General features: G+C 57.3%; 7 protein-coding genes. 1 reads left to right on the plus strand and 6 read right to left on the minus strand.

Going from position 1 to position 14,864, the window contains the following annotated elements; translation table 11 throughout:
* Nucleotides 1-51 precede the first annotated feature (51 nt).
* The 6 genes from MHK04_RS08180 to purS all read right to left on the minus strand — a co-directional run bounded on the left by MHK04_RS08180 (nt 52) and on the right by purS (nt 11,726).
* On the minus strand, nt 52-5,064 hold the full coding sequence (locus tag MHK04_RS08180) for a DEAD/DEAH box helicase (RefSeq protein ID WP_239208385.1): 5,013 nt from the start codon (nt 5,062-5,064) through the stop codon (nt 52-54).
* A gap of 89 nt (nt 5,065-5,153) precedes the next feature.
* On the minus strand, nt 5,154-6,362 hold the full coding sequence (locus MHK04_RS08185; RefSeq protein WP_239208386.1) for an alpha/beta hydrolase: 1,209 nt from the start codon (nt 6,360-6,362) through the stop codon (nt 5,154-5,156).
* 247 nt (nt 6,363-6,609) lie between these two features.
* Nucleotides 6,610-8,244 (minus strand): histidine phosphatase family protein, encoded by a 1,635-nt coding sequence (locus tag MHK04_RS08190; RefSeq protein WP_239208387.1) that lies wholly within the window; start codon nt 8,242-8,244, stop codon nt 6,610-6,612.
* Between the two features lie 232 nt (nt 8,245-8,476).
* Nucleotides 8,477-10,786 (minus strand): phosphoribosylformylglycinamidine synthase subunit PurL, encoded by a 2,310-nt coding sequence (gene purL, locus MHK04_RS08195; RefSeq protein WP_239208388.1) that lies wholly within the window; start codon nt 10,784-10,786, stop codon nt 8,477-8,479.
* A gap of 13 nt (nt 10,787-10,799) precedes the next feature.
* On the minus strand, nt 10,800-11,483 hold the full coding sequence (purQ, locus tag MHK04_RS08200) for a phosphoribosylformylglycinamidine synthase subunit PurQ (protein ID WP_239208389.1): 684 nt from the start codon (nt 11,481-11,483) through the stop codon (nt 10,800-10,802).
* On the minus strand, nt 11,484-11,726 hold the full coding sequence (gene purS / locus MHK04_RS08205) for a phosphoribosylformylglycinamidine synthase subunit PurS (RefSeq protein WP_049360085.1): 243 nt from the start codon (nt 11,724-11,726) through the stop codon (nt 11,484-11,486). It lies immediately after the preceding gene.
* A 231-nt stretch (nt 11,727-11,957) separates the two neighbouring features.
* Here purS and MHK04_RS08210 point away from each other — a divergent pair, with 231 nt between their 5' ends.
* Nucleotides 11,958-14,732: an ExeM/NucH family extracellular endonuclease gene (locus MHK04_RS08210; RefSeq protein ID WP_239208390.1), complete on the plus strand. Its 2,775-nt coding sequence runs from the start codon at nt 11,958-11,960 to the stop codon at nt 14,730-14,732.
* Nucleotides 14,733-14,864 lie beyond the last annotated feature (132 nt).

The raw sequence follows: 14,864 nt of genomic DNA on the forward strand, positions 1-14,864 counted from the left end.
AAGTCTACGGGCGTGGCCGGAGGGCTTCAAGGAAAATCGCCTCAAATGCTGCTAATTTTCCGCAGCCGAGCCTTCCTCTACCAGCCCATCAACAATGCGCACCGTCTCCATCGCCACGCGAGTAACCTTGCCAATTAGGTCCACGATGTAGCGCGGATTGCCCACCTCATCGGCCCAATCATTCGGGTCATTGACAATGCCGGAGGCCTTATCTTTTTTGACCTGGTAACGGTCAATCAACCACGCCACCGCAGAGCGCGAACCCAGCATGTACTCATCTGCCTCCGCAGGAATGCCAGCGATAGTCACGCGTTTGTTGTAGATCAACTTCGTCACGTCATTGACATTCTTGCCCGTCTCCGCGTCCTTGCGCTTGGCCCACTTCATCTTGAGCACGCGCCACGTCTCACGGTCGGACTCATCACCCTTGACCTGAATATCCAGCGGCCACGGCTCCACGGATTCATAGTTCACGTGCAAGTCCATTAATTCTTTACCAGCCGCAGCAAACTTGTCGAACTCCGCACGCGAGGAAGGAGTCTCAATATGCGGCAGCATCTTCTTCAAATCCGCCGCATACTTCGTGCGATAGCCAGGATCATGCAGCTTGCCGTAGACAAAGTGGAAGATGTCATCACCCGTGACGTCAGTGCCCAATGCCTCCCGATACAAGGCCTTGATCTCATCAGTGATGTTATCCACACGCACGTAGCCATCAACAACCTCACCAATCGAACCGTAGATACTGGCCTCGCCCTGCTTGACGACGCCCCCCTCACCAAACAAGCCACCATCGTCGGCTTCGAGCGAGGACCAAGTGAAGCGGGTAAAGAATTGGCCTGAGCCAGATCCGCTTAAACACAAATCAGGAAGCAAATCTGTAGCTAATGAATTGAATTGTCTAGCGGCACTACTAACTGCGGGAATATAAAATCCGATATTTGATTGCTGTGGAGTCGGAAACATTGATGGGAGTCGTGAACGTTCGTGATTCAACAACTTGTCGTAGTAAACATGCTGTGAACAAAATGGCCGGTAGAGACCTTTTACAATCCTGTCGGTATCAAAATCAAACTTTGTATTTCGATAGACGGAATTCCTCAGCGAACGGCTCCATTTAATCCATCTAGCGTCAGCAAAAGCAGGATTGAACTGCAAGAAATCTGCAACCAGTGACTCCCCTTTTCCATTTCCTAGCAATTCTTGCTTATGGAATTCGGATCGCGCCTGTTCATAAGTGTGCCCGAAAGTTAGCAATTGTTCTTCAAGTTGCAACTTGTTGAATGAATAGACCCAAGCATCACGATTCGTTTGCAAACCCGCCGAAATATTATCGAATATTTTCGTGCTGTTGGCCTTCTTCTCACCAATTACCGGCCAAGTCTCAAATTCTTCCGATCGCTGATTCAGCCAGTCACCTTCCTTGTTGGGTGTAATGGATTGCCAGTCAATGGTTTCAATTGAGGAAGCGTCGACGATGCCAAGCTTCTCCTCGGCGGTGAGATAGTCGCCGATGTCACGATAGTGCAGCTTAAAGTTCGACTTTACTGGGTCTTTGACGCCAATAGTGATCGCCACTGTGCTACGAGAGCCAGATCCAAAGACTTTGCCGCCTTCCTTTCGTGATTGCTCACCTGCTGTACGTTGGTTCCCTCGAAGGTTAAACACATAAAGGTCGGTGAAGTCCTCGGCCATCGATAAGCGCACGCCGTCGCCAGTGTTGCCGTCTATCCATCCGCCATTGGACACGAAGGCTACTATACCTTGGTCGCCGATGCGGTCGGTGGCCCACCTAAAAGCGCGCAGGTACGAGTCGTACAAGGAGTTTTTATTAGTGGCTGTGGATTTCTCCGCGTAGGTTTCTGCAATGCGCTTGTCCAGGCTCGGATATTTCTGGTTGGCGTTCAAATCGTTGGCGGACTTTTGGCCGGCAGAATATGGCGGGTTGCCAATAACTACGTTGATGGGCGCATTCTTTTGGCGCTCGATGGTCTCGTTGTTCTCGCGGAAGACGTTGAGGTCCGGAATATCGCCGTCTTCGTGGATTTGGAAGGTATCCGCTAGAGCAATGTTGGTGAAGGGTACGTAGTCCGGAATTGGTTCCCCGTTGCGCTGTGCGGCTTCCTCGCGCAGGGCGTTGTAGGTGGTCTCAATATTGACGGCGGAGACGTAATAGGCCAGCAACATGATCTCGGTAGCGAAGAGCTCGTTGGCGTACTTGCGGGCTAGATCCTCTGGTTTGATAAGCCCGGATTGCAGCAAGCGGACCATGAACGTCGAAGTACCCGCGAAGGGATCAAGGATGCTTACGCCTTCATCGCTCAGGCCCCTTCCAAAGTGCTTCTGGGATACGTCGTCGGCAGCGCGCAAGATAAAGTCCACGATTTCCACTGGGGTGTAGACGATGCCGAGCGCCTCAGCTTGTTTCTTGAAGGCCTTGCGGAAGAAACGCTCGTACAGTTCCTTGATGACCTGCTGCTTACCGGAAGCGGAGGTCACCTCAGAAGCACGGACGCGTACGGACTCGTAAAACTTATCCAGAGACTCCGTTTCCGTATCGAGGTTGGCCTTGGACAGAGCGTTAACCATTCTCTCCATCACCTGAGCCACGGGGTTGTGGGTGATAAAGTCATGGTTTTCAAACAGAGCGTTGAAGACCGGCGCTGTAATCAGATGCTGCGAAAGCATCGAGATGGCATCGTCGTCGGTGATGCCATCGTTCAGGTTGTTACGCAGACCTTCGACAAAACTGTCGAATTCTCTGCGCAGGCTTCCATCGGCGCCATCGAGCAGCGTCTTGATACGGGTAATTTGGTTCTCCGCGATGGTAGCGACGTCATCGGCCCAATCTTCCCAGTAGGTTCGGGTGCCGACCTTATCCACCAGCTTGGTGTAGATAGCCTCTTGCCATTGCTCTAACGAGAACAATGCAATCTGCTGCGTCATAGCCGTGCCATCGTCGAATGCTTCAGGGGACTTGGTGTTATCTTCCCCATCAAGCTTTTCTTTATCGCTTTTCTCTTTATCACCAGACACGTGGTTGACGTCAATAGGCAGTTCATCTTGCGCATTCGATCCGTTAAGCGCAATTGAATTCACCTTGGCGTTGAAGCGATCGTCGTGGGCGCGCAGCGCGTTGAGGATTTGCCAGACAACCTTGAAGCGCTGATTGTCGTTGAGCGCTTCCGAAGGAGAAACATTCGGTGGCACCGCCACCGGCAAGATAATGTAACCGTAATCCTTGCCCGCAGATTTACGCATTACGCGACCAACGGACTGGACCACGTCCACCATGGAGTTGCGTGGATTAAAGAATACGACCGCATCCAACGCCGGCACATCCACACCCTCGGACAGGCAGCGGGCATTGGTAAGCATGCGGCTTTCGTTTTCATCCGCCGGGGATTCGATCCAGGAAAGCTTGGTGCCACGCTCCATGGCGTTCATACCGCCATCAACGTGCTGTGCAGCAACGCGCAGATCAACGTTAGTCAAAGAGACATCATCCAGCTCTGCCTTATCCTTGAGCAGCTCTTGGTGAGTGGCAATGAGCGAAGGATAGGTATCAGCGATGAGCTGTGAGGATTTAATGTCTTTGGCAAAGGCCACAGCGCGCTGCATAGGCTGGGCGTTTTCCTCAAAGCCGCCTTTTTTGCCCTGCAATTCACCAGAGCGCTTGGCCAAACCATTCCAAGCACCGATCATCGCCGAAGCCGTGGTGAGGTTTATCTGGTTGTCGTCGCTACGGGCCATCGCTTCCGCGGCCACGGACTCATCAACCGTCATGACAAGAACCTTGTAATCAGTCAATAAGCCCTTATCCACCGCCTCCCCAAAACCAAGACGGTAGAACTCGGGGCCATAGATGCCCTCATCATCCATGGAGGTCAACTCGGCGGAGTGCTCGGCGGCCTTGCCCTTTACCGCGTCGTCATAGAGTCTTGGGGTGGCGGTCATGTAAAGGCGCTTTGCTGCCCTGATATAGCCGGCATCGTGGATGCGTACAAAGTTGCTGGCATCTTCACCAGCCAAGGTAATGCCGGTGGTGCGGTGCGCCTCATCGCAGATGACCAAATCAAAATCATCTAGACCCTGCTGCTGGGCCTCGTGGACCGCCGGCAGGGATTGGTACGTAGAAAAGACGATATTGAGACCCTTAGCGCGCTTGCCAGAAGCAAAGCGCTGCGTAATCTCCTCACCGTCTGTAGATACAGGAACCTCGAGGTCATAGACCGCAATGTCTTCCGCTTTCTTCGAAACCTTCGAATCCGAGCACACCGCGAAGGCGCGCATGTCTAGGCGGCCTTGAGCAGTCCACTCCTTTAGTGTCTGCGACAACAAGGAGATGGAAGGAACGAGGAACAGAATGCGGGCTTTGCCACCGTTGTTTTCCGCTACCCGTTCCGCAAGGCGCAGCGCGGTAAACGTCTTACCGGTACCGCAGGCCATGATGAGCTTGCCGCGGTCATGGGTCTTAAATCCCTCAATGGCCTTATCAATGGCCATTTGCTGGTGCGGGCGCGGTTCGAAAGTTTCGCGCTGCGAAAGGTTAATTTGAATACTTTTATCGCGAACCTCCGATCCGGGGAAAGCCACGTCCCAGTTGATCGGGGACTCGGCAATGGTCGAAATGCCGATACGGCTGGTGGGAATCATCTGGTTGGCCAACGCCGCTTCCGCATGTGAAGACCAATAATCAGTGGTGGAGATAATCATGCGGCTGCCAAAATATTCGCTGCCGTTTTCGGTCTCAAAGGAATGCCCTGAGGCCTCAAAGAAGGAATCGAGATGAGATTTCTGGATGCGAGCATTGGAAGCGTAGAACTTGCACTGGATGGCCATCCACGTGCCGTCATCCACGCGGCGGGCAACCAAGTCAATTCCCGTATCCGCCTTGCCGCCGTTATAGCGCCAATCAACCCAGCGGCTGACCTCATCAAATTGCGTTCTCAAAGTCGGATCGGTACGGAAAAAATTCACCATGAGCTTTTCAAAGGCGATGCCGTACTTCGCCTTTGGTTGGTTTTCGCGCAGCTGATCCAGTACCTCGGAGAACTTTGACATAACAGCATTATGCCTGACCTGCCAGCCATCCACTGGCTTACGCCGCCTAACTCTGGTCAATTTAGCACCGAGCGTTTAGGATCCTTCCCTTATAGGTCATCTTCTAAGTCATTGGCTTGAAAGAATTCAGTCATAGCCTGCAACAGGTGCTGGTTCCATACGCCGTGTGCGCTCAAGGCGGAAGCATGATCGGCATGCGGGCGCACGTACTCTTCAAGCTCTACGCCTTTGTCCTTCGCCCGCTGGCGAAAGTCATCGTAACTAGCCGGTGGAACTAACCGGTCGTGGTCACTGCGCACGATCATGATAGGCGGCATATCCGAGGTCAGATGCGTAGCTGAAGTCACGAAGTCCGCGCGGTCTGGATATTCCTTAGGCGTTCCACCCAGGTATTTCTCCACGGTATCGCGGGAGCCCTGCCCGGCATAGGGGTCGTCAGAATCATAAATGTGGCGCACATCCAAGGCCGGTGAATCCGCATAGACGGCGCTGGGAACAGCCGGCGTACCGGAACAGTCGGAGAAAGGCAGCTGGCTGGGGTGTGCGGCGACATCGGCAGTCGCGTTCAGGACCAACTGCCCACCGGCGGATTCACCATAGGTAAAGAAGCGCTCCGAGTCGCCGCCATAATCTGCGGCATGGGCGTTGACCCAGTTCATCGCGCAGCCCACCTGCCCCGCCGCCACCTTCCACGTGGGCTGTTCCCAGCTAGACAATGTGTAGTCAATGGATAATACGAGGTAACCATGCTGGGCCATCTGCCGCATATTGAAAGCCTGGGAGCGCTTAGTCATCTGGTCCCAACCGCCGCCGTGGACATACATCATCACCGGGTGCTTGCGCGAATGGCTGCTGCCGGAGCGAATACTGTGTGTCTCCGGAGAGTAGATATCCATGGTGAGGTCATCGCCGTTGAAGGAGTCATATGTCACCGTATGATCCGGGCCTTCATCGGCCTTCTCAACGCCGGTCCAAGTAAAGGCCGCCGGGATATCGACGTCGGTTCCCTGCTCTTTTGCGGCATGAATCTGTGTTCCCAATAAACCCACGCTCGCTACCAAGGCAATGCCAGCTAACACACTTGGCACGTAGCAGCTGCGCGAGGCCAACGCGCCCAGCGCCGCCAAGATCACCAATACCAGCGCAATCAGCAACAGCGGCCCTATGTACTGCGGCCCGATGAGCGATCCAGCGCCCCAATATGAAATGTGCGGGGTAAAGGGCGAGACCGCTAGCCACAGCACCAGCATTGCTATAAGTGTCAACGGAATCGAGAGCAGCCGGGCGATAACCTTCATGCCCGCCAGGGTAGACCCTGGTGCTTAGAGTTCGTTGTGGCGGAGCCTACCTGGCCTTTGACAAAGACAAAGCAGGTTAGAAATACGGCTTAGCTGGCTGTGTAGCTCGCCTACAACGCCACTGGCACCCTATCCCGAACATAAGTCGGAATGAATGTGTATTGTTCCCGTCTCCCCACACCTATAACAGAGGCCAAGAGCGCCCAGCATCAACTCGGCAGTGGCCACTCAGTAAACCTTGCCGATACTAAAAGGGAAGTTGGATGCCGAACTTATGTAGCAGACTTTCTATCTGCTGCCGGTTAATGTACACAGTTCCAACTGCAATAGTCAGTACGCTGACGAGGGCACCAACTACCGCCCACATCTTCGGCTGTGAAGAGGCAACGCTACTTCCTGTTTGTGGCTTGTACCCGCTGTCCGCGGTGGAATCAATATGGGCTTGAGAGTGGTCAGAGACAGAACCAAGCGGCAGACAAGCGGACAGCTCATCGATGGTATAAAACGTCGAGCCCTCACTTATTGGCTCACACCCCTCCTTGAAGGGAATTTCCTTCTCGTTGTACAGCATGCGCACGAGGGTCTCGCCATTGTCATTCTGGAAGGCATCCCACTGGATATTTGCTCCCATCGGGGAGACCTTGTCACCACGCCAATCCGAGTTCTGCCAGGTGTAGAGTTCTTCTGCGGGAACTCCCTTTTCTGAGCCTGGTGTTTTCAGCAATGCGGCGAGCGGAATGATAGTTTCCGCGTGACCAAACCTATATTCCGCAGCTATATCACCACCGGCCGCGCGTTCCTGTACGCCCTCAATCATTTCCTCAAGCAATGGCTCATAATTGTCATAAGAAACAGTGCGCCCCTCGATAGCCGGCCCCTTCTCATAGAAGTCTTCTACATCCAATAGGTATGCAAAGGTAGGCCCGCTCGCATCGTCCATGTACTGATCAAATATCCACCCCTCAGCAGGGGTTTTCTCCTCATCAGCAAGTGCTGGAGCAATGATGTACAGGTTGTAGAACTGCAGCGCGGCGTCCACTATTCCTTCTACTGTCTTGCCATCCTTTTCACGGGCGCTAAAAGAAATGGACCCATCTTTTAGCTCATTGATAAAATCCGAGGTGAAAATCTTGGACAGCAACTCCTGCGATGCTTCTTGGGAGGCCGGCTTGGAATAAGCTTCCTGGATCTTTTCCTGTAGCTGCGGTGAGTCTTTCCACGCCGAATATTTTTCGTACGACGGTGACTTCTTAACTTTATGCGCATACATCAGGTCAGTGCGTGGCTCGATGGTGACATGACCATCGTTGGTTCCGTCCACGAGGTTGTCAGCAAGAGTGGGAGCTTCCTTCAGCCACGCCGCACCGAAATTCCAACCAGAGTCATTAGCGCGGTCCTCACCCGAAGAGATGAATTTCACCTTGGAGTCGTCCCTGTCGATGCTGTGCATAAGCTCAGCATTGCGTTGCGCATTGCGCTGACCAATCCCCCGCAGTTCTTCCCGCCCAACTGCGGTGAGGTTTCCGTATCCGGCGTCTTGTCCGGCGCCACCGGCCAATTCCTCATTCACGGAAATCATCGCTTCTACCTGCGGAATGAGCTTTTCTCCTAAATCCGTGAGCTCACCACGCTCCTGAGCATACTCCAGCATCTGCTGCGCGAGGTCGTCATACTTAAAGCTAGACAGCCCACGCGAGCCATGCCGGTCCACCGTGGAGGTATAGATCTGTCGGAATCCTGCGGGAGCTTCGGAATACTCCCGCCCCTGCGGTTCATAGTGCTGCTTGGTGGAGTAATAGGAACCATGCTCGGCGGCCGTGGCTGGCACTGTTACACCAGAACACGCAACGGCGGCAATAAGAGCGAGAGTACGAATACGCATTGGACGTTGGCTTCCATGAGTAGTGGATATCTTGAAGAGGGACACACCCACGGTAGGCCGCTGACGTTACGGAAAGGTTGCCTGAAAGGAAAATGATTGAAAAGAACTCGTCCCGACGCTGTTCTCTATAAGGCCGAGCCTTTGTCCCGGCTCCTAACGAGCATAAAAAGCCCGGCCGAAGCCGGGCTTTCAGCATTGTCGCTTAGTTGCGTTTGTCCAACGCCGGGAGTTTTTACTCCACCACGGAGTTAGCACCCACGGCATGGTCGAAGAGGTCCGGCAGAGTGGCGGACCAGGCGGAGACCAGCTGGGAGATGGCGACGGACTCGCCGCCGAGGGTAAGGGCGCCGGTTTCGGTGGTCTCGCCAACGATGGCGGCAGGAATGCCTAGCTCGCCGGCGCGGGCGAGGACTTGATCGGCGCGGTCGGCGGTGGTGGCCACGAGTACGCGGGAGGCGGACTCGGAGAAAGCGGCGACAAACTCGTCCTCGTGGACCGCGGTGAGGTCCAGGTTGAGGCCGAGGCCGGCGCCGTCGGCAGTAGCACCGGCGCGCTTTGCCATCTCAAAGGCGGTGACGGCAAGGCCGCCCTCGGAGATATCGTGCGCCGCGGTGAGCAAATCATTGCCGTGGAAGAACTCGGCCAGGCGCTTCTCGTTGGCCATGTCCACCTGCGGCGGCAGGCCATTGAGGGAGGAAGCCTCGGAGGTATCGGCGCTGACCTGCTGCCAGATTGAGCCACCAAACTCGTCCTTGGTCTCACCCAAGGCGATAAGTACTTCCTTCTCCCCCACGGTGCCCAGCTCATTGCCAATGGCCTTGTGCACGTCATCGATAACGCCCAGCACGCCGACCACCGGGGTGGGCAGGATCGGCTCCTCGCCGGTCTGGTTGTAGAAGGATACATTGCCGCCGGAGACGGGGATGGAAAGCTCCACGGCGGCGTCGGCAAGCCCATGCACCGACTCGCGGAACTGCCACATCACGTCGGGGTTTTCCGGTGAGCCGTAATTCAGACAGTTGGTAATCGCGACGGGCTTAGCACCGGTGACGGCGACGTTGCGATAAGCCTCCGCCAGCGCGAGGCGGGCACCCATATTCGGATCCAGCTTGGTGTAACGGCCGGAAGCATCGGCAGAAACGGCCACGCCGCGGCCGGTCTCCTCATCGATGCGCAGCACACCGGCATCCGCATGGTGGGACTGGACGGTATTGCCGCGCACGTAGCGGTCATACTGGTTCATGATGAAGTCGCGCGAGCACAGCGACGGGGAGGAGACGAGCTTCTGCAAAGACTCAACCAAGCCACGCTTGTCGGTGCCCTGGTACTTCTGCAGCTCGTCCTGCCACTCCGGGCGGGCATAGGGGCGCTCGTAGACCGGGGCTTCGTCCGCGATGGTGCCGGCTGGGGCATCCACGACGACCTCACCCTGGTGGCGGATAACCAGGTGATTACCCTCGGTAACCTCGCCGATCTCGGCGCAGGTTACATCCCAGTGCGCGCAGATTTCGCGGAACTTCTCCACGTTCTCCGGAGACACAACGGCGCACATGCGCTCCTGGGACTCGGAGGCGAGGATCTCGGCCGCGGTCATATCCTTCGCACGCAGCGGAACATTATCGAGGTTGACCTCCATGCCGCCATCGCCGGCCGCTGCCAGCTCCGAGGTAGCACAGGCCAAGCCCGCACCGCCGAGATCCTGGATACCTACGACCACGCCGGCGTGGTAGAGATCGAGGCAGCACTCGATAAGCACCTTCTCCGCGAAGGGGTCGCCTACCTGTACGGCCGGCAGCTTACGCTCGGCGCCGTCCTCGAAGGTATCGGAGGCCAGCACGGAAACACCGCCAATGCCGTCCAAACCGGTGCGGGAGCCGAAGAGCATGACCTTATTGCCCTTGCCGGACGCAAAGGCCAGCTTGAGGTCCTCCACCTTGAGGGTGCCCACACACAGGGCGTTGACCAGTGGGTTACCCGCGTAGGTCTCATCAAAGACGGTCTCGCCACCAATATTGGGCAAACCCAGGGAGTTTCCGTAGCCGCCAATGCCGGAGACCACACCGGGCAGGACGCGCTTGGTATCGGGGGCGTCGGCAGGCCCAAAGCGCAGCTGGTCCATCACGGCAATCGGGCGAGCGCCCATGGCCATGATGTCGCGCACGATGCCGCCCACGCCGGTGGCCGCACCCTGGTAGGGCTCCACGTAGGAGGGGTGATTGTGGGACTCCACGCGGAAGGTCACCGCGTTGCCGTCGCCAATATCCACCACGCCGGCGTTCTCACCGATGCCGGCGAGGATCTTCTCCCCCATCTCCTCGGTCATGGTCTCGCCAAAATAACGCAGGTGCGTCTTGGAAGACTTATAGGAGCAGTGCTCGGACCACATAACGGAGTACATGGTCAGCTCCGCATCGGTAGGGCGGCGGCCCAGAATATCGTGGATGCGCTGGTACTCGTCATCCTTCAGGCCGAGCTCCGCGTAGGGCTGCTGCTCATCCGGGGTGGACTGTGCCTTTTCTACGGTGTCATTATGAACGGTCATTAAAGTGGCCTCCTTAAACCGCCGGCGCCTGGGCGACGGCCTTGATGGCGGATACGAAAAGTCCCAGTCCGTCGGTGGATGGGCCGGTCAGCGTGTCAATGGCGTGCTCTGGGTGCGGCATGAGGCCCACGATGCGGCCAGATTCATCGCTGACACCGGCAATGCCGTTGACAGAGCCGTTGTAGTTATCGGTATAGCGGAAGACCACGCGGCCCTCGCCTTCGATGCGGGCAATGTCATCATCGCCGGCCTGGAAGCGGCCCTCACCGTGCTTGGCCGGCACCAAAATCTTCTGGCCCTGCTCAAACTCGCTGGTCCATGCGGTGGTGGAATTGGCCACCTCCAGGTAGGTATCGGTGCAGTGGAAGTGCAGGCCCTTATTGCGGGTCAGCGCGCCCGGCAGCAGGCCCGCCTCGGTCAAAATCTGGAAGCCATTGCAAATGCCAAGCACCGGCATGCCCTGCTTCGAACGGTCAATAACGGACTGCATCACCGGCGCAAGCGCGGAAATAGCGCCCGAACGCAGGTAGTCACCATAAGAAAAACCGCCCGGCACTACGACCGCATCCACGCCGTGCAGATCGCTATCTGCGTGCCAGAGGCTTTTCACCTCTGCGCCGGCGGTGCGGGCTGCGCGAGCGGCATCCACATCATCCAGGGTTCCGGGGAAAGTGATTACTCCGATTGTTGCGGCCACTTACTTGACCTCCAGCCCAACAACCTCGTAGTCCTCGATGACGGTATTGGCCAGCAGTGTGGCGGCTACCTTATCTAGGTCCTCTGCGGTTACAGAGTCGTCGACCTCGATTTCGAAGCGCTTTCCCTGGCGCACATCGCTGACACCGGATACCCCGATGCGACCCAGCGCGCGGACGACGGCTTGGCCCTGCGGATCCAGAATTTCCGCCTTGGGCATGACATTGACAACTACACGAGCCATGAAAATATTGCCTTACTGTATGGGGCTTTGGTCTGCGCGGCTTAGTTTAGTTGGCACCCCCTGCTTTTACCTAGACTCACCCCCGCAGTGTGGGTTTCACCCCGCTTGGGCAAACTCTACGTGAACCTCAAACAACGCTCTGGCAAACTCCGGCGTGCGCTCCACCCCGCCCCGGCGCGGCGATCTACTAATAGACATCGCACACTATCGCTCTCATTTAAGGTTGAATCTATGTCTTCTCGTCGCCTAGGTGCGCTGGCGCTCGCCACCGCCTTGTCTACTGCCGCCCTTGCTGTACCCACTGCCACGGCTGCCACCGACGGCTCCGCCGCAGTCATCTCAGAGGTCTACGGGGGCGGTGGCAATAAGGGCGCTGCCTTCACCCATGACTTCATCGAGCTCTATAACCCCACCGATGCCCCGATTGACCTGAGCGGCTATACCGTGGAGTATTTCTCCGCCTCCGGCAACACGGGCGGCAAGGTAGTGCTTTCGGGCACCATCGCCCCGCATGGCTACTACCTCGTGCAGGGAGCGGCCGGCAATGGAGCGGGCGATGCACTGCCTACCCCAGATGCCGAGGGCAACCTCAACATGTCCGGTTCCAAGGGCTCCGTGCAGCTTGCCGACGCCACCGGATCCCCCATCGATGCCATCGGCTACGGCGCCGCTTCCCTCAAGGAGGGCACCGCTGCTGCGGGTCTGTCCAATGCCAAATCCGCCTCTCGCGACGCCGAGGGCACCGATACCGATGACAATGCCGCCGACTTCACCAGTGGCGCTCCCACCCCGACTAATACCGGTAATAAGGCTCCCTCCCCTCAGCCTGAGGATCCGGCCGAGCCCGAGCAGCCAGCTCCCGAAGGCGTGACCGCCATCGCGGATATCCAAGGCACCGGCGCTGAGTCCCCGCTCAAGGACCAGACCGTTACCACCGAGGGTGTTGTCACCGGCGTGTGGAGCGAGGGTGGCCTCAATGGCTTCACTATCCAGACGGGCGGGACCGGTGCCGAAGCTACCGATGCCTCCCAGGCCCTCTTCGTGTACATGGGTGATAAGCCAGCCGACCAGTACCCGGACCTCGAGGATTCCGTTGCGGTCACCGGCAAGGTCTCCGAGTTCTATGGTTCCACCCAAATCACCGCCGCCGAGGTCACGCAGCTCGATGCCCCGCTAGAGAAGGTCACCCCACTGAAGGTCGACCAGCTTCCTGATGGCAACGAGGCCCGCGAGCCCTTCGAGCACATGCTCATCCAGCCCGGCGAGCACACCGTAACCAATAACTACGCCCTCAACCAGTACGGCGAGATTGGCCTTGCCCCTGGCAAGGAGGCCTTCCGCCAGCCTTCCGATATCTTCTCCCCTTCCACGGATCCCAATTCCGATATCCAGAAGCTGACCAAGGACAACGCCGATAAACTGGTCACCTTGGACGATGGCCGCACCCGCGATTACCTCAAAACCGACCAGGAAACCCCACTGCCATATATCGCCCAGGACGATGCCCACACCATCAAATCCCTGCGCACCACCGATACCGTCTCTTTCCAGCACCCGGTCATCGTGGGCTTTTCTCACGAGCAGTGGCGCTTCCAGCCCACCACCCCGGTTACCGGCAACACCGCGGGCGCAGACCTGCCCATCTCTTGGGAGGACTCCCGCGAGGCTGAGCTGCACGCCATCGATGACGTCAAGGGCGAATACACCATCGGCGCCTTCAACGTTTTGAATTACTTCACCTCCCTGGGCGAGGAATTCGGCGGCAGCGCCTACACCGACCGCGAGGGCAATAAGGTCACGGTCAACCGCGGTAAGACCCGCGGCGCCTATACTCAGTCCGCACTCGCGGACCAGGAACGCAAGATTGTCGCGGCCATCAACGGCCTCGATGCCGATGTCATCGGCCTTTCCGAAATCGAAGATGGCTACGCTGTCACCGGTGACTTTGCCCAGCGCGATAAGGCACTCAAGCACCTGACGGAAAAGCTCAATGAGGCCGCCGGCTCCGATAAGTGGGCCTTCGTTCCTTCCCCGTCCAAGGACGCCGTACCAGACTCCCCGGATGTCATCCGCACCGCGTTTATCTACCACAAGGATGTGGTGAAGCCTGTCGGCGAGTCCCGCATCTTCCAGGACGATCGCTTCACCGGCACCGCCCGCGAGCCTCTTGCCCAGGAATTCCAACCGCTAAAGGAGGGCGAGGAGTCCTTCGTTGCCGTGGCCAACCATTTCAAGTCCAAGGGCTCGGTGGCCAAGGGCGATGTCGATTCCGGCGATGGCCAGGGCAATAACCCGAACGTGCGCAACGCGCAGGCACAGGCCGTCCTCGATGCCCTCCACAAGCAGGAAGACTGGAAGGATAAGCCGCTTTTCGCCCTAGGCGATTTCAATACCTATACTCACGAGACCGCGCTCGACGTCTTCCGCAACGATGGCTTTACCGTGCCCGCCGAAAAATATGGTGCCGATCCCTCCTACCAGTTCTCCGGCCTGCTTGGCACCTTGGACCACGTGCTGGCAAACAAGGTAGCCACCGGCACGCTTGACGACGCCCAAGTCTGGAACATCAATGCCGACGAACCCGTCGCCTTCGAGTACTCCCGCCGCAACTACAATATCGTCGACTTCTACGATGACTCCCCATTCCGCGCCTCCGACCACGACCCGGTCAAGGTCGGCTTCACCCTCGGCGCGGACGACTCCGCCGGCCAGCCAGACGATCCTGCGGATGCCCCTTCAGACAAGCCTTCCGATGAGCCAGGTAAGCCAGAGGACAAGCCCTCCGATAATCCTTCTGAAAAGCCGAATAAACCTGCCACCGGCTCTAGCTCCAGCACCAGCTCCGTCAGCGCAGGCATCGCCGCCGCCATCGCGGCCATCGCCGGCCTTGTCGCCATCCCTGGTTTCCTCGCCGTGACCGGAAACCTCCACAAGGCCATCCCGGCCCCCATCTGGGTCATGTTGCCAAAGGAAGTGAAGAACTTCATCACTAGCTTGCAGCGCTAATCACCCATTAGCCCTAGCCCCGCAACTTCGGAGGAAGACTCCCTAGCGGCGGGGCCTTTGGTCATTTCACGACTTTCGTCCATATAAACGCCCATTTCCGTCGACGGTTGTGGTGGTTTATATGGACGAAAA

The sequence above is a fragment of the Corynebacterium nasorum genome (assembly GCF_022345765.1).
Taxonomy (GTDB): Bacteria; Actinomycetota; Actinomycetes; order Mycobacteriales; family Mycobacteriaceae; genus Corynebacterium; species Corynebacterium kefirresidentii.

Bases quoted from the DNA above. Each gene is read 5' to 3' on its own strand.
- MHK04_RS08180 (WP_239208385.1), bottom strand. From the start codon at position 5,064: ATGTCAAAGTTCTCCGAGGTACTGGATCAGCTGCGCGAAAACCAACCA.
- MHK04_RS08185 (WP_239208386.1), bottom strand. From the start codon at position 6,362: ATGAAGGTTATCGCCCGGCTGCTCTCGATTCCGTTGACACTTATAGCA.
- MHK04_RS08190 (WP_239208387.1), bottom strand. From the start codon at position 8,244: ATGCGTATTCGTACTCTCGCTCTTATTGCCGCCGTTGCGTGTTCTGGT.
- purL (WP_239208388.1), bottom strand. From the start codon at position 10,786: ATGACCGTTCATAATGACACCGTAGAAAAGGCACAGTCCACCCCGGAT.
- purS (WP_049360085.1), bottom strand. From the start codon at position 11,726: ATGGCTCGTGTAGTTGTCAATGTCATGCCCAAGGCGGAAATTCTGGAT.
- MHK04_RS08210 (WP_239208390.1), top strand. From the start codon at position 11,958: ATGTCTTCTCGTCGCCTAGGTGCGCTGGCGCTCGCCACCGCCTTGTCT.